At 40.8% G+C, this 25,272-nt stretch carries 27 protein-coding genes and 1 pseudogene; 13 read left to right on the top strand and 15 right to left on the bottom strand.

The features are described 5' to 3' along the window. Positions 1-8 precede the first annotated feature (8 nt). The 3 genes from F8R90_RS15165 to F8R90_RS15155 form a co-directional block, all read right to left on the bottom strand. Positions 9-434, bottom strand: coding sequence for a hypothetical protein (locus F8R90_RS15165; RefSeq protein WP_196511423.1), 426 nt, complete (start codon positions 432-434; stop codon positions 9-11). Between the two features lie 10 nt (positions 435-444). Further along, positions 445-1,920, bottom strand: a complete 1,476-nt coding sequence (locus F8R90_RS15160; protein WP_196511422.1) for a c-type cytochrome — start codon at positions 1,918-1,920, stop codon at positions 445-447. 65 nt (positions 1,921-1,985) lie between these two features. Continuing rightward, positions 1,986-3,380, bottom strand: coding sequence for an NADH:flavin oxidoreductase (locus F8R90_RS15155; protein ID WP_196511421.1), 1,395 nt, complete (start codon positions 3,378-3,380; stop codon positions 1,986-1,988). A gap of 663 nt (positions 3,381-4,043) precedes the next feature. Between F8R90_RS15155 and F8R90_RS15150 the strand changes: the two genes are divergently transcribed. From F8R90_RS15150 to F8R90_RS15140, 3 genes are all read left to right on the top strand, one after another. Then, positions 4,044-6,053: a hypothetical protein gene (locus F8R90_RS15150; RefSeq protein ID WP_196511420.1), complete on the top strand. Its 2,010-nt coding sequence runs from the start codon at positions 4,044-4,046 to the stop codon at positions 6,051-6,053. A 95-nt stretch (positions 6,054-6,148) separates the two neighbouring features. Next, the gene (locus F8R90_RS15145; protein ID WP_196511419.1) at positions 6,149-7,621 is read left to right on the top strand and encodes an alpha/beta fold hydrolase; all 1,473 of its coding nucleotides are present in this window, start codon (positions 6,149-6,151) and stop codon (positions 7,619-7,621) included. A 90-nt stretch (positions 7,622-7,711) separates the two neighbouring features. Then, a complete protein-coding gene (locus tag F8R90_RS15140; protein ID WP_196511418.1) occupies positions 7,712-8,503 on the top strand; it encodes an SDR family NAD(P)-dependent oxidoreductase in 792 nt (263 codons plus the stop codon). 101 nt (positions 8,504-8,604) lie between these two features. Here the strand turns inward: F8R90_RS15140 and radC are convergent, their stop codons facing one another. Further along, positions 8,605-9,336 (bottom strand): RadC family protein, encoded by a 732-nt coding sequence (radC, locus tag F8R90_RS15135; protein WP_196511417.1) that lies wholly within the window; start codon positions 9,334-9,336, stop codon positions 8,605-8,607. A gap of 171 nt (positions 9,337-9,507) precedes the next feature. Between radC and F8R90_RS15130 the strand changes: the two genes are divergently transcribed. Both F8R90_RS15130 and F8R90_RS32920 read left to right on the top strand, forming a co-directional pair. Beyond that, entirely contained in the window at positions 9,508-9,942 is a 435-nt protein-coding gene (locus tag F8R90_RS15130) for a hypothetical protein (protein ID WP_230966332.1), read from the top strand. A gap of 77 nt (positions 9,943-10,019) precedes the next feature. Continuing rightward, a complete protein-coding gene (locus tag F8R90_RS32920; RefSeq protein WP_230966331.1) occupies positions 10,020-10,199 on the top strand; it encodes a hypothetical protein in 180 nt (59 codons plus the stop codon). Here F8R90_RS32920 and F8R90_RS15125 read toward each other — a convergent pair whose 3' ends face one another. Both F8R90_RS15125 and F8R90_RS15120 read right to left on the bottom strand, forming a co-directional pair. Continuing rightward, a complete protein-coding gene (locus F8R90_RS15125) occupies positions 10,200-11,138 on the bottom strand; it encodes a phosphoribulokinase (RefSeq protein ID WP_196511433.1) in 939 nt (312 codons plus the stop codon). A gap of 220 nt (positions 11,139-11,358) precedes the next feature. Further along, positions 11,359-11,793 carry a CoA-binding protein gene (locus tag F8R90_RS15120; protein WP_196511416.1) on the bottom strand — a complete coding sequence of 145 codons (435 nt, stop codon included), beginning with the start codon at positions 11,791-11,793 and terminating at the stop codon, positions 11,359-11,361. A 66-nt stretch (positions 11,794-11,859) separates the two neighbouring features. Here F8R90_RS15120 and F8R90_RS15115 point away from each other — a divergent pair, with 66 nt between their 5' ends. Then, on the top strand, positions 11,860-12,522 hold the full coding sequence (locus tag F8R90_RS15115; RefSeq protein ID WP_196511415.1) for a class I SAM-dependent methyltransferase: 663 nt from the start codon (positions 11,860-11,862) through the stop codon (positions 12,520-12,522). Positions 12,523-12,855: 333 nt separating this feature from the next. On the opposite strand, the gene F8R90_RS15110 is transcribed toward F8R90_RS15115, so the two are convergent. From F8R90_RS15110 to F8R90_RS15080, 7 genes are all read right to left on the bottom strand, one after another. Continuing rightward, positions 12,856-13,602, bottom strand: a complete 747-nt coding sequence (locus tag F8R90_RS15110; RefSeq protein WP_196511414.1) for a creatininase family protein — start codon at positions 13,600-13,602, stop codon at positions 12,856-12,858. A 385-nt stretch (positions 13,603-13,987) separates the two neighbouring features. After that, a complete protein-coding gene (locus F8R90_RS15105) occupies positions 13,988-14,260 on the bottom strand; it encodes a cupin domain-containing protein (RefSeq protein WP_196511413.1) in 273 nt (90 codons plus the stop codon). A 22-nt stretch (positions 14,261-14,282) separates the two neighbouring features. Next, entirely contained in the window at positions 14,283-14,642 is a 360-nt protein-coding gene (locus tag F8R90_RS15100; protein WP_196511412.1) for a Mo-dependent nitrogenase C-terminal domain-containing protein, read from the bottom strand. A gap of 640 nt (positions 14,643-15,282) precedes the next feature. Next, on the bottom strand, positions 15,283-16,746 hold the full coding sequence (locus F8R90_RS15095; protein WP_196511411.1) for a protein kinase domain-containing protein: 1,464 nt from the start codon (positions 16,744-16,746) through the stop codon (positions 15,283-15,285). A 48-nt stretch (positions 16,747-16,794) separates the two neighbouring features. Further along, the gene (locus tag F8R90_RS15090) at positions 16,795-17,343 is read right to left on the bottom strand and encodes a GIY-YIG nuclease family protein (protein ID WP_196511410.1); all 549 of its coding nucleotides are present in this window, start codon (positions 17,341-17,343) and stop codon (positions 16,795-16,797) included. 72 nt (positions 17,344-17,415) lie between these two features. Next, positions 17,416-17,745 carry a hypothetical protein gene (locus F8R90_RS15085; protein ID WP_196511409.1) on the bottom strand — a complete coding sequence of 110 codons (330 nt, stop codon included), beginning with the start codon at positions 17,743-17,745 and terminating at the stop codon, positions 17,416-17,418. 440 nt (positions 17,746-18,185) lie between these two features. Beyond that, a complete protein-coding gene (locus tag F8R90_RS15080) occupies positions 18,186-18,380 on the bottom strand; it encodes a hypothetical protein (RefSeq protein ID WP_196511408.1) in 195 nt (64 codons plus the stop codon). 268 nt (positions 18,381-18,648) lie between these two features. Here F8R90_RS15080 and F8R90_RS15075 point away from each other — a divergent pair, with 268 nt between their 5' ends. Further along, positions 18,649-19,140, top strand: coding sequence for a GNAT family N-acetyltransferase (locus F8R90_RS15075; RefSeq protein ID WP_196511407.1), 492 nt, complete (start codon positions 18,649-18,651; stop codon positions 19,138-19,140). A gap of 132 nt (positions 19,141-19,272) precedes the next feature. Here the strand turns inward: F8R90_RS15075 and F8R90_RS15070 are convergent, their stop codons facing one another. Continuing rightward, positions 19,273-19,890, bottom strand: coding sequence for a class I SAM-dependent methyltransferase (locus tag F8R90_RS15070; RefSeq protein ID WP_196511406.1), 618 nt, complete (start codon positions 19,888-19,890; stop codon positions 19,273-19,275). Between the two features lie 322 nt (positions 19,891-20,212). Between F8R90_RS15070 and F8R90_RS15065 the strand changes: the two genes are divergently transcribed. The 5 genes from F8R90_RS15065 to arsS all read left to right on the top strand — a co-directional run bounded on the left by F8R90_RS15065 (position 20,213) and on the right by arsS (position 24,479). After that, complete coding sequence (locus tag F8R90_RS15065; protein ID WP_196511405.1) at positions 20,213-20,500, top strand: Mo-dependent nitrogenase C-terminal domain-containing protein; 288 nt, start codon at positions 20,213-20,215, stop codon at positions 20,498-20,500. Between the two features lie 193 nt (positions 20,501-20,693). Then, entirely contained in the window at positions 20,694-21,368 is a 675-nt protein-coding gene (locus F8R90_RS15060) for a response regulator transcription factor (RefSeq protein ID WP_196511404.1), read from the top strand. 116 nt (positions 21,369-21,484) lie between these two features. Further along, on the top strand, positions 21,485-22,453 hold the full coding sequence (gene arsM / locus F8R90_RS15055; RefSeq protein WP_196511403.1) for an arsenosugar biosynthesis arsenite methyltransferase ArsM: 969 nt from the start codon (positions 21,485-21,487) through the stop codon (positions 22,451-22,453). Positions 22,454-22,468: 15 nt separating this feature from the next. Next, positions 22,469-23,428 (top strand): inorganic phosphate transporter, encoded by a 960-nt coding sequence (locus F8R90_RS15050; RefSeq protein ID WP_196511402.1) that lies wholly within the window; start codon positions 22,469-22,471, stop codon positions 23,426-23,428. A gap of 43 nt (positions 23,429-23,471) precedes the next feature. Next, entirely contained in the window at positions 23,472-24,479 is a 1,008-nt protein-coding gene (arsS, locus tag F8R90_RS15045; protein ID WP_196511401.1) for an arsenosugar biosynthesis radical SAM (seleno)protein ArsS, read from the top strand. Positions 24,480-24,663: 184 nt separating this feature from the next. Here the strand turns inward: arsS and F8R90_RS15040 are convergent, their stop codons facing one another. After that, positions 24,664-24,900: a hypothetical protein gene (locus F8R90_RS15040; RefSeq protein ID WP_196511400.1), complete on the bottom strand. Its 237-nt coding sequence runs from the start codon at positions 24,898-24,900 to the stop codon at positions 24,664-24,666. A 169-nt stretch (positions 24,901-25,069) separates the two neighbouring features. On the opposite strand from F8R90_RS15040, the pseudogene F8R90_RS15035 reads away from it, so the two are divergent. Continuing rightward, a pseudogene (locus F8R90_RS15035) lies at positions 25,070-25,272 on the top strand (photosystem II q(b) protein); the annotation flags it as partial.

Below are 25,272 nucleotides of genomic sequence, written 5' to 3'. Positions count from 1 at the left end.
AGATAAAATTAGGAAAATTGCTTTACTGGAGTTGTAGCAATGGCGTTTTGATTACGCATTGCTAGTGTCAGAAAAATTAATTCGGCTAATCCAAAAAACAGGTCTACAAAGGCAATGGATAAAAAGCCTTTATCTTGACCAAATAAAAACACTGCACAAATAAAAAACGTTGAGCCAAAAGCTCTTGAAGGAAATATTGATATCCATGCTGTTGCCTGATATCGATATGGATCAATTGCTCCAGGGACATAAAATGCACTAATAATAAATAACAGCATTCCCGCAGCACGAACCCAGATAATGGGTACAGGTATCTGCATGTGGAGGAACGTCAGCATTAGCTCTGGAAAGAAGCAAGAGGGAATGACAAAAAACATATTAACAATAATGCCGAGCCAAGTAATGCGACTAAACCATTTAGCGTAAGTATTCATTTTTCTCCTTTTAAAGCTTCTTCATATACTCAACTAGTGCATCTTTATCTTCTGTGGGAAGATCAGTGCCGTATAAGTGGCCACTGTTACTATTTCCAGCCTTTGTTGTATCGAACTTAAAGTATTTTTTACCGTTTTCTCCACCTACATCAGACACAAAGCCAACTTTTTCTCTATCGATCACGTCGTAGCCACGATAGAATTCTTTAGGTCTATTTTCTGGTGTTTCTAGCAAATCCCGTAAGGTGGGGACTGAGCCATTGTGCAGATAAGGGCCACGTAACCAAACACCATCAAGAGGCATATTTGCATAACCATTCGTCTTGCGGAAATTCTTAAAGCGCCACGGATAGCCTGTATACAGCGTATTTTGGTTAGACATCGTTTCGTAGGTATATGAATCGAGACGATGGGGGTCTGTCCCAATTGCTTGAATTGGTACAACTTTGCCTGTATAAGCGCCACCAAAAGCATGACAACTAGCGCAATTACTTTCAAAAAGCTGTTCTCCCTTCGCTGCCATAGTTTCGTTAACTTCGTAGGGATATTTTGGTGGTGGTAGTTCCCAAAGCCAATCGGCAACTCGCTGAATCCGAGGTAAATCAATTGTTGTGGGTGTGACTCCGGTGCCCAAAGCCGCACTCTTATTACGTTCATCAACGGAAGTATTATTACCATCCCAATGTAATTGCAATCCCTCGCGCGGTTTTTGGTTCCAAACTGAGGGGAAATCAGAAGTACCAATCAGTTCATCCTGACGCAATTTATCCATTGGAAAATGGAATTGAATTGCTTTATAAGGATTAAAAGTATCTACTCTTCCTGGCCCCCAATCTGGTTGTTCTTCAACAAACTTAAGCCGAGATGCCTGATTAATTAGCGCATCTCTAGTTTGAGGAATTGCAATGAAGCGATAGAGTAATTTTTCAACGGGATTTAGACCACCACTAATTTTTTCTATTTCTGGCAACATCCGATTAGCAGTAAAGCGTTCATCCACACCAACTGCTGATAAGAATTTGATATATCCCTGCAAATTAAGCACATTAGCAGGCATCGTGGTGATGACTTGATGTTCGCTATTGGGGGTATCTCGTAGCGTCCCTGTATGACATACAGCACAATTCAACCCAACTCGATCAATAAAGACTCTCCGTTGCGAAAAACCTATAGGTAAATCTTTGTCAGGTTCTTTGATAAATCCCAGAAAAGTATAACCTTTTCCAGGTAATTTATCTGGAAATAACTCTGGTAAAACTTTCCAAATCCAGTAAGGGATGCCATTGATGGGTTCGCTGCCGATTGAACCATATTTAAAGTGGTTTTCAATATCAGCATAATCTACTGGAGAGTTAGATAAAACAGGCCACAATAAAAAGACTGCTACTGCTACAACGCCCACAATCACAACCCAAATCCGCTTGAAGATGCTCTTTATTCCCTTGAGTGGGATAGAAAGTAGGGTAGGGTTAGTTTGTTCAGTCATAAAACACTCCCTATATTGCCGAAATTATCTGTAAGCGAAATTGTCAATCTGATACCCATCGTTTTTTATTTAGATGAATTTGCAAACTGAGTTGGATGAAAGACTGACATTACTTCTTCCATCATTTCTTCATAGCTATTGAAACGATCCTGCTCGTAACAACCTAAGGGGTTTTCAATTACATTCAGCAGACATTTATTACAATAAGTACACGGTTTATCTGCAAGGTCTTTACCTTCTTTAAAAGATTTAACTAAGTCATTGTTAGCAATGAGGGTACGAGCCATTGTGACGCCATCGCAATATTTATCATTAATTGCTTGACGAATATAAGAAGCCTGCTGTAAACCACCTGTGCATAATACGGGAATATTAACGTGTTTTTTAATTTCTCTGGAATCTAGCAAGTTTCTGCCTTGGTTCTCTGCCAGTAACTGCTTGATTTTCAGGTCTTTTATATCATCACCACTAAATGCCTGGGGAGGCAATTGCTTTTTCACGCGGTTCCATAAACAATTGAAAAGTGGGTGTAAAAATGATTTGCGAAATAAAATGTAGTTGCGTGTGGTTTCAACGCCACTCGACAACATAGCATCATAAGTTTTAGAAATAATATCAAAATTAAAATCACCAATAGGATTGAGTGGGTGAGGAAATAAGCTCCCAGTTGATACATGCACCCCATCAGCCCCAGCTTCTTCTGCCCATTTACAAACTTGGATGGAATCTTCTATGGTATTACCTGGTTTTTCCCAAAAGGTGACGGCGTTGTTATAGTCAACGGCACTAATTTTGAATTGCAAATGAAAGTCGTTGCCTACTTCTTTACGGATTGCTTTAATTACATCTAGCAAAAACCGCGCTCGATTCTCTAACGAACCACCGTATTCATCTTGACGGTCGTTGATTCCAGAACTGAGAAATTGGTTAAAAAGATATCCATTTGCACTGTGCAATTCTACTCCATCTAAACCTGCTTCACGGGCACGTCTAGCACCATCGGCAAAGTATTGAATTGTTTCTTTAATTTCTGCTAGTGTCATTGCTTGACACAAAAAGCCGTGGAATGGTTCAGTTTGGCTGGTAGAACTTAACGCTTTTTTTCCTAAGTTTTCTATACCGCCAATGTCCTGCTGTCGCCCAGAATGACTTAATTGCAAGATAAATTTACAGTCATATTCGTGGACTTTTTTGCCTAGTTTTCGCCAGAAAGGAATACGCTCATCACAGTCAATGGTGGCGTAATTAGGCATAATTCGTCCTCGGATAGTGACTGGGACAAAGGAGCTAATAATAGCCCCTACATCACCACGAGCAAACTTTTCTTCCCAGTTGATTCGGGCTTGGGTACCTGAACCATCATAGTTATCCCATCTTCCAGAAATACTAGAGCGAAAAATCCGATTTTTGACTGTGAGGTTACGGAATTTCAATGGCTCGAAGATAATATCACTTTCCATGTGTTCCTCTGTCTTTATTTTGTTGTATCGGCAATAAAATTAATTAGGTATGAGAATTTTTCCTAGCACTAATAACCTCTCCAGAGGACTGCTATTTTTAATGTCTCTAGAAGGGTAATTGTTTATGTCTACAAATCCACAGTGCAGGTTTTCGGATGCGAACGCCAAATATTAAGTTTTTGTTACTTAGATTTGGCTACCAAGTTTCAGCATGGATGTTTATCCTTATTGGTTTTTACAGTTATATAAAGTCTTTTGCCGTTTGTAAACCTACAGCATTAACCAACAAAATCTTAAAAAAAGTGAAAATTTTCGCCTTTTATTTCTCTTAAAAGGTTAAGGCAATCTTAAAAGTAGCTTCTAACAATTTGTTACAAACTTAACCAACTATGCAGGGAATCGATATAACCATAGCAAATTGGTTATTCAACACCATTGTTAGTTTACAATTTTTTAAATTTTTGATTTAGAAATGTATAAAACTTTATTGATGACGTTTTGCAAATTTGTGTAGTAACTTCATATATAACGAACCTCAGTCAGGTACATTTTAAATCATCAAAAGTATCCCAAGGCTAAATCCGGAAAATGGGAAATCAATGATGGAGCATTAGTGTACCTCTGTAAACCTGAGGTGCAGTGAAAAAGGTTTAAGAGAGTTTTATGAAAAAGACAAGTCTAATTTTTAAGGGCTGTCTGCTCCTCCTATTCGTGACTATATTTATAGTCTGCGGCTTTTATGGAACGCCTACAGCTCTAGCTGACGAGTATAGCGATACACCTGCGGCCCTAAGTACTAGTTATTCGGATACGGGTGTATCTGAATACCTTGATAATTGTGAAGGTATCGGTTATCTCCCAGAATACACAACGGAGAATTTGACAGATGCCGAGAAACGGGGTCGTTGCACCTGGTACTTATGGACTGGCGGTAACGCCAAGTACTATCGTGATTTAGCGAAGCGAACGCATGGCGGTGTTGACCTACTAAAGCTGATTGACTCGCGTGTGCATGACGAGCGATTCCAACGCTATGGCGCAATTAACGATCCTGGATGTGAAAAAGCAACAACACCAGATGAATACGGTTTGTGGCTAGATAAGTGTAAAGACCCACTTTCAACCGGCGTTATTGGGTTGCGTAAGTTCCAAAACCCCAACTTCGACTCGGCAAAATGGAACCCTGTTGAATATGCCAAAACCTCACAAGTTGAGCCTCCCTACGTGATTGGGCAGTCATGCGCCATCTGTCACGTAGCATTAGATCCTCTCAACCCACCGAAAGACAAGGAACATCCGAAATGGGAAAACCTCGTAGCAGCATTGGGTAATCAGTACATCAAAGAAAACAAATTATTTGCATCCAGCGTTAGGGACAATAGTTTTGTTAAGCAAGTACTTGACTCTCAGAGACCGGGTACCTCTGATACTTCTCGGATTGGTAACGATCACATCAATAATCCGAATGCGATCAATGCCATTTTTAATTTAGGCGATCGCCCCACATATCCAGAGGTAATGAACGATGGTTCAACTCAGGATGTTAATCATATTCTCAAAGATGGCGCGGACTCTACAGGAGTGGCAAATGCCTCACTACGCGTCTACGTCAACATTGGGATGTGTGGCGATTACTGGACAACTCTCCATGAGCCTTTATTAGGCAGAACTCCCCAAAAACCTTTTGATATCGAAAAGGCGCGGAAGGAGTGCGAAGGGTGGAGACAAACAGAAGCACGTATGGCTGATGCAGAAGCATTCTTGAAAACCATCAAGCCGATGCATCTGAAAGATGCACCAGGTGGTGAAGAGTTCTTGACTAAAGATGAAGAAGTTCTCAAACGTGGCAAGCTGGTTTTTGCTAGCACTTGTGCTGGTTGCCATTCCAGCAAAAAGCCACCTGCTGCGATCGCTGTTGACCCCGAACAGGCTCAGAAATGGTATGAAGAGTCTGTACTCAGTAGTAATTTTTTAGACCACAACTTCTTGTCTGATGACCAGCGTTATCCGGTGACACTAATTGGCACTAATGCGGCGCGATCGCTGGGGACAAATGCCACTAAGGGGCATATTTGGGATCAGTTCTCGTCGAAGACCTACAAAGAACTGCCATCACCAGGAACATTGACTCTGTACAACCCTTTCGATGAGAAAAAACCCATCGAATTTAAGATCCCAGACGGCGGTTTGGGATATTACCGTACACCTTCGCTAGTTAGTATTTGGGCAACAGCACCACTTCTGCACAATAATACACTAGGACTTTACAACGAAGATCCTTCAGTGAAAGGGCGTGTAGAAGCCTATACGGATGCTATGGAAAAGCTGTTGTGGCCTGAAAAGCGTGAAGGAATTATTAGCAGGACAACTAAAGATACCAAATTAGAGCTTCCCCCAGGAGATCCGAATCCTAGATTTAGGATTCCTATTCCTAAAGGTACGCCTGTGAATTTGCTGGCAAGTATCAATATTAGAGAGGCGATTACATCTCTTAATATCGGCAACCTTTTTCAGGACTTAAAACCCAAGGATGGAATTAAGGGTAAGTTGGCACGCGTGCTTTTAAGAGCTAACAAATCTCCTGACTTCGTTGAAGATGAGGGTCATTATTTTGGCTCAAATCTGCCAGATGAAGACAAGAAAGCCCTAATTGAATTCGTGAAAACTTTCTAAGACAAGTTGTCTAGATGTTCATGCATTGCAAGTACTCGTTCCCAGGTTAAATTTGGGAACGAGCAAAAATATTTTTAAATAGCGAGGATATATTTATGCAGTATTTACCAATCATTTTCGTTCGTGGATATGCAGGTACACAAAAAGATGTTGAACAAACGGTCAATGATCCGTTTTATGGATTCAATAGTGGTTCAACCCATATTCGAGTAGATGAGAAAGAAAATCCCCAGAAGTTTTTTTTCGAAAGTCCATTGCTGCGGCTAATGACCGATCATGGTTATCAACCGATTGTTGACAATCAGAATATAAGTAATCAAATTAAGAGATTGTCTAATCAACTTCATAAAACTATTTGGATCTACCGATTTTATGATATAACTACACGCAGTTTTGGTTCTAAGACCGAAGTCAGGCAGGAGATGGAGGAAATAGCCAAGGGTTTAAGAGACCTAATCCAAACTGTCAAAAAAACTACAGGTGCAGGCAAAGTCTATCTTGTCGCCCACTCGATGGGAGGCCTTGTTTGTCGCAGCTTGATTCAAAAGATATATCCAGAACAACGCGAACAAGCTGTCAATCACATTGATAAATTATTTACCTACGCCACACCTCATGGTGGCATTTATTTTGAGGTCGGGAGTGGTTTACTTGAAGAATTGAGGGACAGGTTTCAATTAAATAATTCTGATGACTTTGGTCCCCAGAGGATGTATCAGTATTTAACACCTTATATCAAGCCAACAGCTAAGTTACCCAATGACTTTAAGCTAGAAAAACTACAAAGCCTAGAAAATGCATTTTCGCCAAACCGCGTTTTTTCTCTAATTGGCACTAATGCACATGATTATGAAGAAGCTTTTGGTCTTTCACGCACGACTGTGGGGGTGAAAAGTGATGGTCTAGTTCAGATTGATAAAGCTTACATCACCGGATCTCATCGTGCCTATATTCATCGCTCTCATGGTGGGCGTTATGGCATATTGAACTCGGAAGAAGGTTATCAAAACCTGCAACGCTTTCTGTTTGGTGATATTCAGGTGAAACTGTCTCTAAGCAATGTCCAGTTGAAAAACCTGGACAAGAATTTTTATCAACTTGAAACTAGGGTTGCTTTGCGTGGTCTTCCTATCCCTATATATGAGCAAGCGATCGCTCATTATTGCCCAATCACACAAGAGTTAACAAGAACAGATAAACCTATACCCTTGTTTACAGCCTTTTTAATCCCAAAAAACTCAGCCAGTGATGATAACGTCTGTAGATATGCCCTGCGTTTAGCACTGCATTCCTTCACAAAACAAGAGACGAATTGGTTGCGTGACAGTCATCTCGACCAAGTACCCCTGTGGTCTGACTATCTAATTACTGATGTTGCCGCAACAGATGGCACATATGACGCTAAATACAGTTGGAATTCCGATGAGAAAGAGCCAGTAACAAACTTAAATCCCACTTCAGAATCCAGTTCAGGTATATATGTTGCATATGTTCCCCTACCTGAACGTGGGCAAAAAGTCTTAGGAACAAACGCGGCAGTTCGTTTGGAAATTTCTCGATGGCAATGAAGGAGGCAGGGGGAGAAGAATTAATAACCAATTCCCAATGCCCAATAACTAATGATTCTTTTTTTTTAAGCAGTTAAGAGAGGAAAATTTATGCAGAGTAATCCCAGACAAACGGCTCTTATTACTGGTGCATCTGGCGGCATCGGTTATGAATTCGCGAAGTTATTTGCTCAGGATGGTTACAATCTTGTGTTGGTAGCTAGAAGCGTAGACAAGCTGAATAAAATCGCTGATGAATTTAAAAATAAATTTGGCATTGGTGTCAAAGTTATTTCCAAGGATTTATCTAACCCAGCAGCCCCAGAAGAAATTTTTAATGAGCTAGAACAAGCATCTATCAAAGTTGATGTGCTGGTGAACAATGCGGGGTTTGCTACCTACGGATTATTTAATGAAATTGACTTGAATGCTGAACTGCAATTGTTACAGGTTAATATTTTATGTCTCACACATTTAACCAAGTTATTCCTCAAGGGTATGGTTAAACGGGGGTCTGGAAAAATATTAAATGTGGCCTCCACTGCTGCTTTTCAACCAGGACCGCTGATGGCAGTATACTACGCTAGTAAAGCCTATGTCTTATCGTTCACAGAAGCGATCGCTAATGAATTAGAAGGTACAGGTGTCTCTGTGACGGCGCTTTGTCCAGGGCCTACAGAATCTGGTTTTCAAGAAAGAGCCGCGATGGAAGACTCAAAGCTGGTAAGCGGTCGAAAAATTATGACTGCGGAAACAGTAGCCCAGATCGGCTATCGTGGTCTATTGGAAAACAAAACTGTTGTCGTTCCTGGAATTAAAAATAAGCTTCTCGCTGAATCTGTAAGATTTACTCCCAGAAAGCTAGTAACTAAACTAGTCAGAAACATGCAAGAAAGCAAATAAGTTGTAACTCTAGGGCAGGTGCCAAGAAAGAAGAGGCAGGGAGGGAGAGACGCAGAGATGCGGTAAAATAATTCTTCGTATCCCATCTTCCTGTTCAATAATTAATCCCCTTGCGGATGTTCATTCCACAAGGTTGTAAGTTCCCGTAAACTCTGATGATTGCCATTGCCCAAAATCAGATGATCTAATACCGGAATGCCTAAAAGCTGCGCTCCTGCTAACAACTGACGCGTCAATTCTATATCTTCCTGGCTGGGTTCAAGGTTCCCAGAAGGATGGTTGTGGGCAACTATTACCCGCGTTGCACCTTGACGAATAACTTCTCGAAAAATATCACGGGGAGAAGCTAAGGTTTCGGTTGCTGTGCCAATGGTAATCACTTGCGTACCCAATAAGCGATTTTTAACATCTAACAGCACCACTGCAAAACGTTCTTGTGTCTGCCACATCAAATCTTGACTGAGGGTAGCAGCAGCAGCAAGTGGGCTATCAATTAATGTGCCATCGTTGGGCCGAGATTGAAAGGCGCGTTTACCCAATTCAATTGCTGCTAAGATACTTGTCGCCTTCGCCGGGCCAACACCAGAAATTTGCATCAACTCAGCGGGACTGACTTCTCGCAAAACTGCCAAAGGATCACGTTGGTGTTTGCCTAATTCGCTCAAAATATATTGTCCCAAACCCACAGCAGACAGTTTTCCCGGCCCTTGACCGGTGCCTAGAAGAATTGCGATTAACTCCGCTGTGGCTAAAATTTTGGCACCATGCGTCATTAATCGCTCACGCGGACGCTCATTTGTAGGTAAGTCGGCAATTCTGAGGCAATAGGTCATAGGAAACTAAGAAAATAGCACCACACATAGAACTATCCTTAGTTATCCCTTGTTTGCTCTCAAAATCTTCCTTATTTGAGAAAATCTTTAATTTTGGTAAGTTTCTATGGGTAATCTCATTTGCAACCTTCAAAGGGAACACTAAAAATAATATGATTTAAGGCGATCGCCATGTTCGATGATTTATTCAACAATCTCAAAGGTTTTATTGACTCTAAAGCTCAGGAAGCCTTTAAGGAACTGGAAAAACTCGTTGCTGTTCCCGAACCCGCAGAGCCATTTGTGTTGATTCGTCGATTCACACCTACCGATTCCACCATAACAAAGGGAGGCATTGCAATTGTCGGAGAAAGTTGGCGAATTGAAACCTATGACGATAATACTCAGCAGTTGTTGAATAGTACAGATCCTTTGCGAAATGTCATCTTGTTTGAAGTTGCAGAACCCGATATCCAAGAGTGTGTTTTTGCTTGTCAATTTAACGCGAAAGCGCTAGACACAGAAAAAGCAATTAAAGTGAGTTTAGGTTTGCGTAGACCAGGACAATGGGGTGGAATGACAACAACTTCATGGTCTACAGGATGTTTCACCAACAGAAAATTTTAAACCTTACGAAGCGCTTGCCCATTTTAAAAAAGAAGCAGATGCTGCCAAAGTTCAAATCAGTGTGCAATTTGAGAGTAGTGGCATTCTTCAAATTAAAGATATTGAATTGCTGCAAGCCCCCATCAAGCCACAATCCTGATCAATATCTGAAGTTTGAGTTAGCAAAGTGCGTAGTTTACCGCCGTAGGCATCGCATAATTCAACAACCCAACACTACACGCGATCGCAAACCCGTTAAACCCCTGAATCTTCGCTAATTACTGATAAATTTGCGTTGCTTTCAGCATGTGGTAGGTAATAATCAACTGAGTTAGGGCCAGAGGATAACTCTGGAGTGTTTCCCCAGTTGTACCAGCAATTTTACCCAGTTCTGGATTACTTTCGCGATCGCAAATACTTCGTAAATGGGGCATATCAGAACAAATAATATGCTCTAGCTTATTCACCTGTTCTAAGGTTGCATGACCATCAACTTCTAAGACATCCACAGGCTTACTCATATCCCTGTCTAGCCCCAAGCGGATTGCTGAGTCAGAATTACCATAGCCAGAGTTGACAATCTCAGTAAAATCTGGGTGGGGAATTGTCGGACGTAGTACCAGACGGACATTTAAATGCCCATTGGTTTCATCAGCTTCCTCAGTGGGTGGGTAAAAACTAATAACTATATCAGACCATTGCCGCTGCGGACGGATGAATTGTGCTGAGTCTGGTTCGCGTTTTTCTAATTCGGCTAGCACCTGTTCGGCAGTGTAGCCCCGCTTTTGCGTGTCTCGCTTGACTTTCCACTTGGCGCGGATTGTTTCCGGGGGTGCAAGGTAAACTTTAACATCGTAAGAGTCACGGGCGGCACGAGTAGAATAACCGAGTAATCCCTCAATAATCACGAATTTATTTGGCTTGATATACTGCGGTGGCTCAAATGTGCCGGTTTTATGGCTGTAAACTGGTTTGAGAATTGGCTGTCCTGTGCGTAGCAACGACAGGTGTTGCTGCATAATATCTAAGTGGTTGCAGTCCGGGTGGAGGGCAGTGATGCCAATCTCTGCACGTTGTTGGCGATCATAACGGTGATAATCATCTGTGCAAATGAGCGTAACATTTTCTGGGCCGAGTACCTGAGCGATTCCTCGCGTTAGTGTTGTTTTCCCAGCAGCGCTGTCGCCTACAATACCAAGAATTATTGGACGGCTCATCATACCTCCCAGAATAAAAGCAAGTTTAGTAAGTAATAAAACTTCCCTACAATAGTTTTTATTCTAGAAGGGTTTAGGCAAGTAACTCAAGCAAAGGCTTGGTATGCAATATCTCTACATATAAAATGTCTGGGCGCTGGTTTATTGCATAATAATTACAAACTACATCGCTTTGATAGTCATCTATACGCATAATGATGGATGCAAAAGTTGGATGCTATTAAATATCGCCTGCCAAATTTATCCTCAGCCGCAGATACTCAATTTTGATACAGGCATCCATCACCACGTTAAGTCCTGCATCTACAGCTATTTGTGCTGATGGTTGATGCCAAATGCCTAATTGCACCCAGACAGTTTTCGCGTTGGTGGAAATTGATTGATCTACAATTTCTGGCAAGTATTCAGAACGGCGAAACACGTTAACAATATCCACTGGTTCTGGTAATTCGTGGAGTGCAGCATAACTGGGTTGACCGTCAATTTCTTTAACTAGGGGGTTGACCGCATAGACTGTATACCCTCTCTGCCGCAAGAATTGGGCGATTTGATAACTGGTGCGTTGGCGTTTATCAGAGTGACCGACAACAGCGATGGTTTTAGCTTGGGTCAACACCTCACGCAGGGCGTTATCATCTTCTTTGAGGTTTGCCATGATTTAAATATTCTCAGCGATCGCTTTGCTTAATAATACCGACCCAATGCCTTAATCCCCAATCTTATGACAACTCAAACACTAGGACTCGAACAAAACCTTTATGACTATTTACTGTCAGTCTCTCTCCGAGAACCAGATATTTTAACCCAACTGAGACAGGAAACAGCCCAGTATCCAATAGGGAGAATGCAGATTGCTCCTGAACAGGGTCAATTTCTGGCGTTACTGGTGCAGTTGTTGGGAGCTAAGAAAACTTTGGAAATTGGGGTATTTACAGGTTATAGTTCCTTGGTGGTGGCATTGGCGTTACCCACGGACGGTAAAGTAGTAGCCTGTGATGTGAGTGAAGAATTTACAACGATCGCTCGGCGCTATTGGCAGCAAGCAGGAGTGGCGGATAAGATTCAGCTGCATATTGCCCCAGCTTTGGAGACTTTGGATCGGCTACTCGCAACAGAAGAGGCGGAAACCTTTGATTTTGCTTTCATCGATGCAGATAAGAGCAACTATGATGGTTATTATGAGCGATCGCTGCAATTAGTGCGTCCTGGAGGACTGATTGCGATCGATAATGTCCTCTGGTCAGGCAGGGTTGCCGACCCTCAAGTGCAAGATAATAGAACTAAAAAGATTCGTGCCTTTAATCAAAAGCTGCATCAAGACCAGCGAGTTAGTCTTAGTTTAGTAGCGATCGCAGATGGCTTGACTCTGGCACTCAAGAAGTAATATCTTTAAATCCCCATTTATAAATTTCTTACGAACGTAGAAGCGGCCTTATAGGTTGTTTTAAAAGTGTTTAGCTGTGATTTTAGGCCACCCCTAACCTCCTTTTTTTACGCAATTCTAATAAATATAGCAACAGCCAAGGTGATTAAGACATCAACAGATGATAAAACTTAGACACAAAAAGACTTTTCACCCAGTCCCCAGTCCCCAGTCCATTGCTATAGTATTCCAACTTATCGATTAATACTTGTTCGAAATCACTTAATTATTCTCCAGATATTTTATGCAGAGACACGATGTTACTCGCATCTCTACAATCTCTTTGCATAACTTTTATTCAGCGTTCACAAATTCCAAATACCCATTGCTAAGTTCTTTCACCGCCAAATCATAAAATTGCTTACCATGTTCAGGCGTTGCTAAAGCCGGATTTGATCCCATGCGTCCATCTGGATAACGCACTCGAAAGTCAGCTGCGCTATAAATCCTATGTCCGCTTGCAACTTCTGGTGAAAGGGGTGCTTGCTTAATCGCCTGTGGATAAACGTACTGGGTGAGGGCCACTTCACTTGGCGTTGCATGAGAACCTTCTTGATCCCCATATAATTCTTTAGCTAGCTTATATACAGAACCGCACATAAACCAGTTTGCCACTTGACATTGCACCTGTTGAGCATTGGGAATCTGTAAATCTTCTAAATGCGCGTAAGTTTCTGAGAAAGCAGCTTTCAGGGTGGCGATATTACCGCCGTGTCCGTTAATAAAGTAGAACTTGCTAAAACCAGCTTTGGCTAAACAAGTTACATAATCTCGCACTACTTGAATTAAAGTGCTGGGACGCAGACTGATAGTGCCAGGAAAGGAGGTATGATGCAGTGCCATCCCCACATTGATTGTAGGGCCAACGATCGCTTGAGTTGAATCACCTACACCAGCTGCGATCGCTTCTGCACAAATGGCATCAGTGCCAATTAACCCCGTTGGCCCATGTTGTTCTGTGGAACCAATAGGGAAAATAATCCCCTTTGATTGCTGTAAATAAGTTTCGACTTCTTGCCAAGTACTTAAATGCAGTAACATTTTTGATGAATTTCCTCAATAAAATTGCGGTGGGACGAAACCTTTTTCTGCTAAACTCCCACTAACACGATTATGAACTCTCTGGATTTTCTGTGGTGGCGATCGCACAAGATCCCCAACTTCTCAAAGAAGTTGGGGATCTATGTCCACTGTCAAATTTGGAGTAAATCAGACTATCTATTTCTATAAATACTGGTTAGGGGATGGAGTCGCAACGAGTTTCGACAGATATGGATATAAGCAATTTACCAATTCTGCTACTTTATCCTGTGACACTTGCTGCGAACCCCCCTATAGTAGAAATCCAAATCAAGTTATGAGATGTTGTGAGATGTTGGCTTTCTGAATAATCAACTAGACAAAGGGGATCACTCTTATCTATTGACTAATCAAAGTAATAATGTTTTTTCACTTCCCTTCTAATTTCCCATGTGCAAGACATACCAGCGGGAAAAATCACCAAATCGCCTTTACCCATTTGCACTGGTTGTCCACCATCCGGATTAACAACTACATCACCTTCCAAAAAGTAGCAAGTTTCTTGAGAATCATAAGTCCAAGGGAATTTTGAGACTTCTTTTTTCCAAATTTCCCATTTATAGACACCCCATTCGTTGAGATGTTCCTGACTGGGTTGATGCTCAATTTTGATTTCCATATTGTGTTTTTTCTAGTTATATTCAGCAGTAGGATTGGATATCCTCTCCACACTGATCTACTAGATAACACAAAGCGCGAAAACGCAAGTACACAAGTTCATTATAAAGCGGATTGAGTTTGCACATTGGCGGAATGTGGCCTATCTTTCGACCAAAAAGCATGATATCACGCTCAAATGGACACTGGGCAGGAATTAGTTTAGCAATAAATTTGGCTAATTTCCGATTCTGAATCTCAATTTTGTCCACCCATTGACGTAATGGTTGCAGCAAATCTAATTTGGGTTGAGTAAATTGCCTTTTACTACCTTTTTGATTCTTTTCTTCTAAAGGGTTAATAAAAGCAGGCAGAAAAATACGTTGATTAATTGTTTTAAGCATAGTTTTAGGCAAGGTTTTCCTTGTGTAGATGAACTATTTGCCGATTGATAATATTAGCATGTAATCTGTTTGGTCAATTTGCATTGTGCTTGTCAATTTAGGAAGGAAAATAAGCACAACGCAAGAAATTTACATGCATCTTTGGGGGGAAATGGTTTAACTAATTGTTATTTAAGCCCACCAAATCGGGAAGAACTGTCCCGTTAAATACAAAATAACAAAGAAAATATAAAAATGGCATTTCTTTAACTTATGGATTGCTAATCCTGGAGATAGCAATTTTATATATTAAATATAAATGCTTGGTTCTGAAACTGCCTAGTATCTAGAGATGGACTTGGGGGGAGAAAAAAACTGTTTAGTTCTGACTCCATATAGACTTCGCTAGGATTAGACTCTAATATCTAGCGATTTTAGGCTATTAAATATCTAGTAATCTGTCCGGTATGATACACTAGCTAACCTAGATATTATCTAATAAGTAGCAAGAAATCCTTTGATAAGTCCAAGCTAATATACTTATGACTTATAGTATTTACAAGAATATTTGCAATAAATGCATCGGCTGTAGGGGCCTATAGCACTACGCCCCTACGAAAATATATCATGTATTTTGTGAAATGTTATAATTATGAAAATTTTATTTCTTAAAATATCTCAAGCCGTAACGATCTTGATATTTGCTGATATATTCTACATTCTGTTGCTCTAATTTTGACAACAATTTAGGTGGAAATGCTTTTGGTGAATATATAGGGCGATACCAAGGTTGCTTATTAAAGTAATCTTGTAATTCAGGAGTATCAAAACGGCGACCATGACTAGCAAAAATCGAATTTCGCATAATATCTAGTTCAAAACCATCTTTACCATCCAAATCTGTATCAGTTATAAGTCTTTGGGAAAGCCAGAAATAGGTGTTGATAGCAGTGGTAGCATCTGGCGATATTGATGTAGTTGAGGTAGGTATAGATTGAGTCGGAACAGATGGGCTATTTAGTGTCAATTTAGGAGTTTCTATCACGGGGCTTGTGACAGTTGATGGTGTTTCTGAAGGTAATACCGTTTTGTCTGCTGTAGATTGAGTAGGTTTTGTTAATACCTGACTAATAATCACAGATGCACCGATTAGCCCACCTGCAATCAAACTGCCGACAAGGATATTATTCTGACTATTACCTTGAGGGTTAGACTGTGGTTTGACAGGCACTGTCTGAGGTGGCGGTGCAGAGACTACAGTTGGTTGAGTCAAGAGGGGTTGCGTCGGTGGAATTGGATTTGCTATGCTCTGCAAGGTATCCAGCATGGCTCTAGCTGTGGGGTAGCGATCGCGCGGATGATAAGCGATCGCTTTATCGATCACTCCTGCCATAATTGGGCTAACATGACCAGCATACTGTCGCCACACAATTTCACCCGTCTGGGAATCCGTTTCTAGTTGTTGTGCTTGCCTACCAGTCAGCAAATAAATTACCGTCATTCCTAAACTGTATAAATCACTCGAATAAACTGGTCTACCTGCGGCTTGTTCACTCGGCATATAGCCAGGTGTACCAATCACAATCGAACTAGTAGGATTGCCTTGAGAATTTACTACTGTTCCCATCGATTCCCGTATAGCGCCAAAATCAATCAGCACTGGTTTACCGTCCCGATGACGCACAATAATGTTATCCGGTTTAATATCACGGTGAACGATATGCTTAGAGTGAACGTAATCCAGAACAGGTAATAAATTCATGAATAATTCCTGGACAGCGCCTTCACTAAATAGCCCCTGCGTTTGCACTTTTCCAGTTAGGGTATCGCCTTCAACCCACTCCTGAACTAAGTAAAATTGTCCGCCTGAGGAAAAGTAGGCATACAATGCTGGAATTTGGTCATTTGCGCCACCGAGTTCTTCTAAAATAGCCGCTTCGCGTTGAAACCTCTCTTGCACTAACTGGTAAATTTGGGGATTGTTGTGAATTGGTCTTAGCTGTTTAACCACACAACGGCGCTTTGAAGGCATGTAGGTATCTTCTGCTAGATATGTTTCACCAAACCCACCAGCGCCTAGTGTGCGGATAACTTGATAGCGATCGTTTAGCAGCTGTATTGTCATGGGAGATTACAAGGGATATTCATAAGATAGTTTTCCCCAAAACTATCTTCATTTCAAATCTAGTAAACCTTCTTCTTTCAATTTAGGATTGAAGCGAATTTGCATTTGCAAACCACGCACTTCTAACAATTGCGTCGAAATTTCTGCTTCTACTCTCCGTGCCACATTTTTGATAATTTTTATTTGTGCTAATTCATCATTAGCTGGATTTTGATATTTTGCTTGTTCTTCAGGTGTCATTACAACTTTGACATCAATGGGATGAGTCCATTTTTCCTTTTGATCCCCATTTCCCCAGGGGACACTGCCATTTTCCGCAATCCAAGCATTTTCAGTATTTTCTAAAATTGTGCGACTAGGGCGTTCAATAGTTTGAACTTTTACCCAATAGCATTGCTGTGGCTGACGGACTAAATGCTGTTTGAGGCTGAGGTAAACATCACGGGAGTATCCTACAAATTGCAGCACTTTTTCTTGGTCAAAGATAGCATATACCCCGATTTTACCTTGAAATTGTTCGGGTAATTGACCGCGATTGTCAATGTAAGGAATGTATTCTAGGGTTGCCAAAGAAGAAAGATTCGTTTCAAGAGCCATACATCAAATATCAAACTTACTATTTGCCTTCAGAATTGAGAACTGCTAATTAGGTAAAATTATCTTGTAAAATTAATCATTACCCAGTTTTTGGTAAATTGCACAAAGGCGACTGGGTTTAAAAATCTTAGCACTAAACATGAAGTTTGGTGGTACGTTGATGATGGCATATTCATCAGATTCATGATACTTTTCAAATTCTGCTGGCATTCCTTTAGTGGTAGTTAAGCTGTAAGGAACTGGTTGGAAAAGTAATTCTGTAAATTTAACTTGCTCACACCGTAACTGTTGACAAATTTGGTTTAAAAAAGCCTCGCTGGTCAATAAATTGAATAAGTTTTCTTGAGCTTGTGCTTCAAGAGTGAAACTGCTATCAAAGTTCTGGACGATTTTAAGGGGCATTTTCTGTATAGGTAGCTATTAACGGCTAAGTGATGGTAGAGGATAGGCAAAACAATCCAAAAGTGCTGGACAACGAAGCCTATCTTTTGGCGCAGATGAGCTTTGTGAAAAATTACCACTTTAAGATCAGCCTATTGGATTGTGTGACTTCTGTCAGCCACAGGAAGAAGCTAGCATGATTAAGAATCGTGAAGTTTAGCAGATTTTCAGGGATAGGTGATTTTTCCTTAACGTTGTGCTGACATTCAGGTACTGTATAAGACGATACCTAAGAAGGGCTACTCCTACGCACTTGCCACTCTCCCTAAAAACGATGTTCACACAACAAAAATGAGTGGATAATCGTGATATAAACCACAACTATCCACTCAAAGTTTAGTAAATCGGGTTTGCTAGAAAAACCCAAGTAGATTATTGAAACTTGGCAAACTTCAAACCAATTAACGTGACTCAGTTCCCTGATTGGGACTACCTGCTACAGAATCATTTTCTGGTGCTTCTGGTGTAGCAGTGGGTTTAGCATCGCTCTTTTCATCATCGCCAGTTTTGCGCTTACTTTCGTCAACAGGGGTTTCGTAATTACCAGAAGCACCGGGTGTACCTTCTTGGCTACCAGCTTTTTGTGGTTCAGACATTATTACATTCCTAATAATCTTATTGTTGGTATTATCTTAAGAAGATTAACAGTGTAAATACATCTATCCAGATATAGTTATGGCTGATTTCTACCTCTATCAAAAGTATTGTTTAGTACTACTCATGTATACTGATAAAAATACAGAAATGTAGAGCTTTTTAATGTTACAACGCTTTTTATGGTTAAGGGAGGTTTATTTCCGCCGATCTGTACTAGGTGAATAATATGATGTGATGATTGTGATACCAACTATCAAAGTGTCATTAATGAACCAGAGCAATCTATCGTTACTATCTGGATGTATCCTTCGCAAGGCAACCTCTGCGGATAAGTGGTCGATTCGATTGATGGTGTTTTCAGCGAAACTTGACCCAACCCAATTAAATTGGCAGCAATTTTGGGTAATTGAATGCGATTGCAATCTGGTAGCTTGTGGACAGCTACGTAATTTCTCAGGGGCGCAAGAACTTGGTAGTTTAGTCGTTGCGTCAACTTGGAGAGGTCGCGGTTTGGGTACTTTGCTAACGCAACATTTGATTAATACAGCAACGCAACCACTTTATCTTGAATGTTTAGGTGAACGATTGGCGCAGTTTTACAGTCGCTTTGGTTTTGTGCCAATATCTTTTGAAGACTTGCCACAGTTTCCCAAGACAAGCGGCTTATCTACGCTCAAGAGTAAATTTAGATTCTCGCAATTAGCTAAAAAACTGCTGAGAGTTCCTGTAGTATTCATGGAACATCGAGGTAATTCGTAATTCGTAATTCGTAATTCGTAATTCGTAATGACGCTCGCGGACTCGCTACCGCTACGCTAACGTAATTAATATTTGCAAAAAAGGCTTGATACAAGCTGTTTCCAACCCTTTCCTATTCCCTATTCGCCATTTTCAAATCGGAGGTTTAGCAAAAATTGTTAGTAAGACAGGCCCTAGTAAATAGTGGTGATTCAAACATAATAGCCCAGCAGAGGAGCCAAGAAGTTGACGTTGATTAGGGCTGTAGAGTCTAATTCCACGCGGAGAGATTGGCAATAATTGAGGTTCTGTCTCTTTTTTAGAGGTAATGTCAACTAAATAGAAGCGTCCACCGGGAGAAAGTACCCGTGCTATCTCACTAACCACCTGTTTAGGCTCCAAATAGTGCAAGAAGCTGATAGTGCTGAAAACAGCATCAAATTGACCATCAGCAAATGGAAGAGACTCAGCTTTCCCCTCGATATAAATTAAGCGTGGACGGTGGCGGTTGCTTTGTCTTGCTACCCGCAACATATTACTAGATAAATCCAATCCGGTGCCTTGCAGGTCGGGAAACTCAGTAGCAAGGCGCTCAAGTAAGCGTCCAGTACCACAGCCGATATCAAGTACATTTGCTGGCTCTGGTAAATCGATGTACTCCAGCAACCGTTTGTGAACGGCTCGATAAAACACTGAAGGAAAGAGCCAGTCATAACTTGGTGCCCATCGGTCAAATAGGAACTTTTTGTTACTAAAAAAGTCATTAGTCATTAGTTTTCGCAGTTTACCTGAAGCTGATTGCTTTTTTAGCTTAAGTAGCTGCGCCTCCAAGAAGTTGATTAACTATAGTTTTGCAGTGCGGCAATATCTAGCCTAACGTTTGGCAAAATACTTATGCTCACCTTGGCAAATCATCCGGAATTTTGGTAGTTGAATGTGTAGTTAAAAGTGTTCCTAGAGACTCATTCTATCTCTGTAGAGAACTAAGGAATGAGTAAGCACTGCATAAAACTATAGAACATAACCGTATGTATTTATAGAGCTTCAAATACAACAAACTCAATTTAGTTTGAAATTATTAAGGTGAAAATTTATGACAAACTTTATTCAAGTCCGGTTACACAATGATCTACTGCACCCAGTCCGCGAGTGGTTGGAAACGATAGAAATTCATAACTCCAAATTGGCTCATTTCTTGTGCAAAGCTATTCCTGCTCAGTGTCCCTTTGAGCGAGACATCAAGTTGTTTGGTCGGAAGCTATTTCACATTCCACCGATGTGTAAATTAAATCCCCTATACGAGGAAGTGGTTGGTTTGCGTTTTAAAGCGCTCTGTTATCTTGCCGATGAATGTGGTGAAGATGTCACAGCCTATTGCTAATAGCCCGTTGGATCGTTCTTTGATCAAGCAGCCATCGGTATTTGCAGATTTACGGTTGTTACTTACTCAGGTTTATACTAAGCTAACGTACACCTAATTTAGATGTTTAGCTATTGAGTAGCTGGCACCTCGCTAAAGTGTTTCCAGACTGTATTTTTGCTTACCGTACCCTGCTGAAATCATTAACATCATCATGACGCACATCTTACTGGTTGAAGATGAAGTCAAACTGGCACGATTTGTCGAATTGGAATTGAATTATGAAGGCTATCAAGTCAGTATTGCCTACGATGGATTAACTGCACTCACCGCAGCGCGCGAGTTACATCTAGATTTAGTAATTTTAGACTGGATGTTACCTGGTTTATCGGGGTTGGAAATTTGCCGCCGCCTGCGAAGTATTGGTGATAAAGTGCCAATAATCTTATTAACCGTCAAAGACGAAGTGAGCGATCGCATTGCAGGCTTAGATGCTGGTGCTGATGATTACCTCGTTAAACCCTTCAGCGTTGATGAATTATTGGCCAGAGTTGGCGCTCACCTGCGAAGAAGCCAGCAAGTGGACAAAGCAGATGTTTTAGAATTTGAAGACCTGAGTTTAAATCGTCACACGCGCCAAGTGTACCGAAATCAGCGGTTAATTGAGTTAACTGCTAAGGAATTTGATTTACTAGAATATTTACTCGCCCATCCGCGACAGGTAATTACCTGCGATCGCATTATAGAGGAAGTCTGGGGTTACGACTTCATGGGCGATGCCAACATTATCGAACTTCACATGCGCTACCTACGGCTGAAACTTGAAGCCAATAACGAAAAGTGCCTCATTCAGACTGTGAGCGGCGTTGGCTATACATTGCATGATTGAAGTAGGCATTGGACATTTTTAGGAAGATTTATGGTTTTTGGCAATCTCAGCAAAAACTCATCCAACTCAAGGCTAATTATACTAGGATGCACAAAGCTATCATCATCTAAAACTGCATGACCTATCTAGAAACAGCAGCGCAATTCTACCGCGAAGTTGCTCAAACCCCGCAAGTTGGACTTTGTTGTGTGCAAAGTACGCCCCTGCAACTACCAGGATTGAAAATTCCTTTGCCAATGCAGGAAATGAACTATGGTTGTGGCACTACCGTTCACCCCACTGAATTAGGAAACCAACCTACCGTGCTGTATGTCGGTGTTGGCGGTGGCTTAGAAGCGTTGCAATTCGCTTATTTTTCCCGCCATGCAGGTGCTGTAATTGCCGTTGAACCAGTTGGGGCCATGCGGGAAGCAGCCGCACGCAATCTAGAAATTGCTGCTCAAGAAAACCCGTGGTTTGACACCCGTTTTGTAGAAATCCGCGAAGGCGATGCTTTTAACTTACCTGTTGCTGATGCTACTGTCGATATTGTGGCGCAAAATTGCCTTTTCAACATTTTTGAACCAGAAGATTTAACTCGTGCTTTAAAAGAAGCTTATCGAGTATTAAAACCAGGTGGACGCTTGCAGATGAGCGATCCAATTGCCACTAGTCAAATTCCAGCACATCTTCAACAAGATGAACGACTGAGAGCCATGTGTTTATCAGGTGCACTCACCTATGAAGAGTATACTGAACGGATTACAAATGCTGGCTTTGGTCAAGTTGAAATTCGCGCTCGTCGTCCTTACCGTTTACTAGATTCCCAGACTTATAATTTAGAAGAACACCTACTTTTAGAAAGTTTAGATTCTGTCTCCTTTAAAGTTGCTATTCCAGAAGATGGCGCTTGTATCTTTACGGGAAAAACAGCAGTTTATGCTGGCTTGGAACCCTTCTTCGACGACTCAGCAGGTCATCTACTCCAGCGGGGTATTCCCGCAGCAGTGTGTGATAAAACTGCTGCTAACCTTGCGGCTATAAAGCCAGCAGAAATAATTGTTACCAATTCAACCTGGCACTATAGCGGTGGTGGTTGCTGTTAATTTATAAACCCCAAAATGTTGTTAATTAGTCTATTTATCGCCACGCTTTTTTTAGCATATTCCAATGGTGCAAATGACAACTTTAAAGGGGTAGCAACCTTGTTTGGTAGCCGAACTAGCAGCTATCAAACAGCAATTTTGTGGGCAACTTTTACAACTTTAGCTGGTGCAGGAACTGCAACTTTTCTAGCAGGAACACTAATTAAAAACTTCTCCGGGAAAGGACTAGTACCTGATGCGATCGCTAATTCACCAGAGTTTCATATGGCAGTTGCGATCGCTGCTGGTTTAACTGTGCTCATAGCTACACTTATGGGGTTTCCGATTTCCACAACTCACAGTTTAACAGGTGCGCTGGTTGGCGCTGGATTAGTTGCGATCGGACTCAAAGTTAATTTTGCAGCTTTGGGAAATTCCTTTATTTTACCTCTACTACTTAGTCCAATTATTGCTATTCCCTTGGGAGCAGCAATTTACAGCTTATCAGGCTATATCAATTCAAAATGGAATCTATCAGCCAATCAAAAAATGATTGATACTTGCCATTTTCTCAGCACTGGAATTGTCAGTTTTGCTAGAGGATTAAATGATACTCCCAAGATTTTCTCACTCATTCTAGTTATTGAATATTTTTCGATTCAGGGAGGAATGATCACGATTGCGATCGCAATGGCACTTGGCGGGTTACTGAACTCTCAAAAAGTTGCTGTTACCATGAGTGAGAAGATTACCTCAATGAATCATAATCAAGGCTTATCCGCAAATTTAGTAACTGGAATTCTGGTCATTGTAGCTAGTCGGTTTGGGCTTCCAGTTTCTACCACTTATGTTTCAGTTGGTTCTATTTTTGGAGTAGGGTTAGTTGACAAAAAAGTTATTACTCGTATTTTTTATCAGATCCTATTATCGTGGATTTTAACTTTACCAACTGCTGCAATTATTAGTGGAATAACCTACAGATTATTGCAAGGTTAGAAAAAATGAATATATTTCCGCCATGTTTAAGGAGTAGTAACTAATGCAAACTCAATCAAAAGTTTCGTTAGATTCAATAGTAACACCATTTAAAAACAGATTCAATTCACCTTTGGTAAAAAAGGGAATTACTGTTTTACAAATTAATCTAGGTAAGCGTTGTAATCTTGCGTGTACACACTGTCATGTCGAAGCTGGCCCAAAACGTACAGAAGAACTTTCTCCTGAAGTTTGCGAACAATTGATTTCGCTAATCCATAAATTTCCCGAAATTAAAATAGTAGATTTGACTGGTGGGGCACCAGAAATGAATTATGGATTTAAGGCATTGGTAGAAGTAGCAAGAGCAACTGGTAAACAGGTGATTGTCCGGTCTAATTTGACCATTTATTTTGAAGATGGATTTGCTGATTTACCAGAATATTTTGCTAAAAATAAAATCAGAGTCGTGGCTTCCCTACCCTGCTACTTAGCAGATAATGTCGATAAAATGCGCGGCGCTGGTGTTTTTGATAGTTCAGTCAAAGCTTTGCAGTGGCTTAACCAACTTGGCTATGGTAAAGAGCCAAATTTAATTCTGGACTTAGTATTTAATCCCCAGTTACCCAGGGATGAAAAATTTTCATTACCTCCCGAACAAAACAACCTAGAACGAGATTACAAAATGTTCTTAAAAGAACATTTTAATATTGTGTTTACCAACCTATTCACCATTGCCAACCTACCAGTTGGTAGAACCAAGATGCATTTAGAGCGGAGAAAACTGTACACCCGCTATTTGCAGTTTTTAGAGTCGCATTTTAATCCCGACACAGTTGAACATTTGATGTGCCGCGATGAACTCTCAATTGACTATCTAGGCAATGTATATGATTGTGACTTTAACCAAATGATGAATTTACCTGCGGAAAATCGCAATGGTGAAACCTTGACAGTTAGCAAACTTTTAGAAACTGGCAGCTTAGACCTGATTAGTGAGATACAAACTGCTGCTTATTGCTATAGTTGTACTGCTGGGTGTGGTTCTAGTTGTAGTGGTGCTTTGCTCTAAAGTTAGTTAAAGAATGAAGTTAGAAGTTACAAATCACGTTACCTATGCATCACTAATAGTCAGATGATTTATGATAATACTTACTTAAGTCTCCTTACACCACACTAAAAAGGTGTGGAATTCTTTAAATTTTCATGGCTTTTATTTTTTTATTGTAAATAAACATAAAGACGTTAACTTTTTTCTAAAACAGCATCAGATGAGAAATCAGGCGTTTTTTCCCTATACCTAAATTTTCTGTTTCTCTTGCCCATATCTGCTGTATCTGCTGTTCAATAATTCCTAACGGTACTCCATTGCTTGTGGCGGCAAATGTGGAATGGACTTTTAATCGTGATAGTTTGGCATGGTCTAGATAACCTACACCTGTAATTGATCGATGTACTGTTAAATTTATGTTTGTTGTATCTTGAATTGCCAATACTACTCCTTTACTCCTGCGCAACCCTTAAATAAGCAAAACTCATGACTGATATCAGCTTTACTGAAGTAATAAAACTTGATTAAAAAATGTAAAGCATTGTAAAGTGAATTCACAGGCAAAGACAAACCAGCCTGATTCATAAATAACTAACCGCACTTATAAAACCATGACAGCAACCTTACAACAGCGCTCAAGCGCCAACGTATGGGATAGATTCTGCGAGTGGATTACCAGCACCAACAACCGTATCTACATCGGTTGGTTCGGCGTAGTCATGATCCCTACCTTACTAGCCGCCACAGCTTGCTTCGTAATCGCCTTCATCGCCGCACCTCCAGTAGACATCGATGGAATCCGTGAACCAGTAGC

It is taken from the genome of Nostoc sp. NZL (genome assembly GCF_015714705.1).
In the GTDB taxonomy this organism is placed as follows: Bacteria; Cyanobacteriota; Cyanobacteriia; order Cyanobacteriales; family Nostocaceae; genus Nostoc; species Nostoc foliaceum_A.
The sequence above is the reverse complement of the archived record's forward strand: the minus strand, read 5'-3'. Positions and strand labels throughout refer to the sequence as shown.

Excerpts from the sequence above, each read along its gene's own strand:
- F8R90_RS15105 (WP_196511413.1), bottom strand. The coding sequence starts at position 14,260 with ATGGAAATCAAAATTGAGCATCAACCCAGTCAGGAACATCTCAACGAA.
- F8R90_RS15130 (WP_230966332.1), top strand. The coding sequence starts at position 9,508 with ATGTTCGATGATTTATTCAACAATCTCAAAGGTTTTATTGACTCTAAA.
- F8R90_RS15100 (WP_196511412.1), bottom strand. The coding sequence starts at position 14,642 with ATGCTTAAAACAATTAATCAACGTATTTTTCTGCCTGCTTTTATTAAC.
- F8R90_RS15075 (WP_196511407.1), top strand. The coding sequence starts at position 18,649 with ATGAACCAGAGCAATCTATCGTTACTATCTGGATGTATCCTTCGCAAG.
- F8R90_RS15150 (WP_196511420.1), top strand. The coding sequence starts at position 4,044 with ATGAAAAAGACAAGTCTAATTTTTAAGGGCTGTCTGCTCCTCCTATTC.
- F8R90_RS15155 (WP_196511421.1), bottom strand. The coding sequence starts at position 3,380 with ATGGAAAGTGATATTATCTTCGAGCCATTGAAATTCCGTAACCTCACA.
- F8R90_RS15125 (WP_196511433.1), bottom strand. The coding sequence starts at position 11,138 with ATGAGCCGTCCAATAATTCTTGGTATTGTAGGCGACAGCGCTGCTGGG.
- F8R90_RS15065 (WP_196511405.1), top strand. The coding sequence starts at position 20,213 with ATGACAAACTTTATTCAAGTCCGGTTACACAATGATCTACTGCACCCA.
- F8R90_RS15165 (WP_196511423.1), bottom strand. The coding sequence starts at position 434 with ATGAATACTTACGCTAAATGGTTTAGTCGCATTACTTGGCTCGGCATT.
- F8R90_RS15090 (WP_196511410.1), bottom strand. The coding sequence starts at position 17,343 with ATGGCTCTTGAAACGAATCTTTCTTCTTTGGCAACCCTAGAATACATT.
- F8R90_RS15060 (WP_196511404.1), top strand. The coding sequence starts at position 20,694 with ATGACGCACATCTTACTGGTTGAAGATGAAGTCAAACTGGCACGATTT.
- F8R90_RS15110 (WP_196511414.1), bottom strand. The coding sequence starts at position 13,602 with ATGTTACTGCATTTAAGTACTTGGCAAGAAGTCGAAACTTATTTACAG.
- arsS (WP_196511401.1), top strand. The coding sequence starts at position 23,472 with ATGCAAACTCAATCAAAAGTTTCGTTAGATTCAATAGTAACACCATTT.
- F8R90_RS15085 (WP_196511409.1), bottom strand. The coding sequence starts at position 17,745 with ATGCCCCTTAAAATCGTCCAGAACTTTGATAGCAGTTTCACTCTTGAA.
- F8R90_RS15140 (WP_196511418.1), top strand. The coding sequence starts at position 7,712 with ATGCAGAGTAATCCCAGACAAACGGCTCTTATTACTGGTGCATCTGGC.
- F8R90_RS15070 (WP_196511406.1), bottom strand. The coding sequence starts at position 19,890 with ATGACTAATGACTTTTTTAGTAACAAAAAGTTCCTATTTGACCGATGG.
- radC (WP_196511417.1), bottom strand. The coding sequence starts at position 9,336 with ATGACCTATTGCCTCAGAATTGCCGACTTACCTACAAATGAGCGTCCG.
- F8R90_RS15115 (WP_196511415.1), top strand. The coding sequence starts at position 11,860 with ATGACAACTCAAACACTAGGACTCGAACAAAACCTTTATGACTATTTA.
- F8R90_RS15160 (WP_196511422.1), bottom strand. The coding sequence starts at position 1,920 with ATGACTGAACAAACTAACCCTACCCTACTTTCTATCCCACTCAAGGGA.
- arsM (WP_196511403.1), top strand. The coding sequence starts at position 21,485 with ATGACCTATCTAGAAACAGCAGCGCAATTCTACCGCGAAGTTGCTCAA.
- F8R90_RS15145 (WP_196511419.1), top strand. The coding sequence starts at position 6,149 with ATGCAGTATTTACCAATCATTTTCGTTCGTGGATATGCAGGTACACAA.
- F8R90_RS15050 (WP_196511402.1), top strand. The coding sequence starts at position 22,469 with ATGTTGTTAATTAGTCTATTTATCGCCACGCTTTTTTTAGCATATTCC.
- F8R90_RS15095 (WP_196511411.1), bottom strand. The coding sequence starts at position 16,746 with ATGACAATACAGCTGCTAAACGATCGCTATCAAGTTATCCGCACACTA.
- F8R90_RS15120 (WP_196511416.1), bottom strand. The coding sequence starts at position 11,793 with ATGGCAAACCTCAAAGAAGATGATAACGCCCTGCGTGAGGTGTTGACC.
- F8R90_RS15080 (WP_196511408.1), bottom strand. The coding sequence starts at position 18,380 with ATGTCTGAACCACAAAAAGCTGGTAGCCAAGAAGGTACACCCGGTGCT.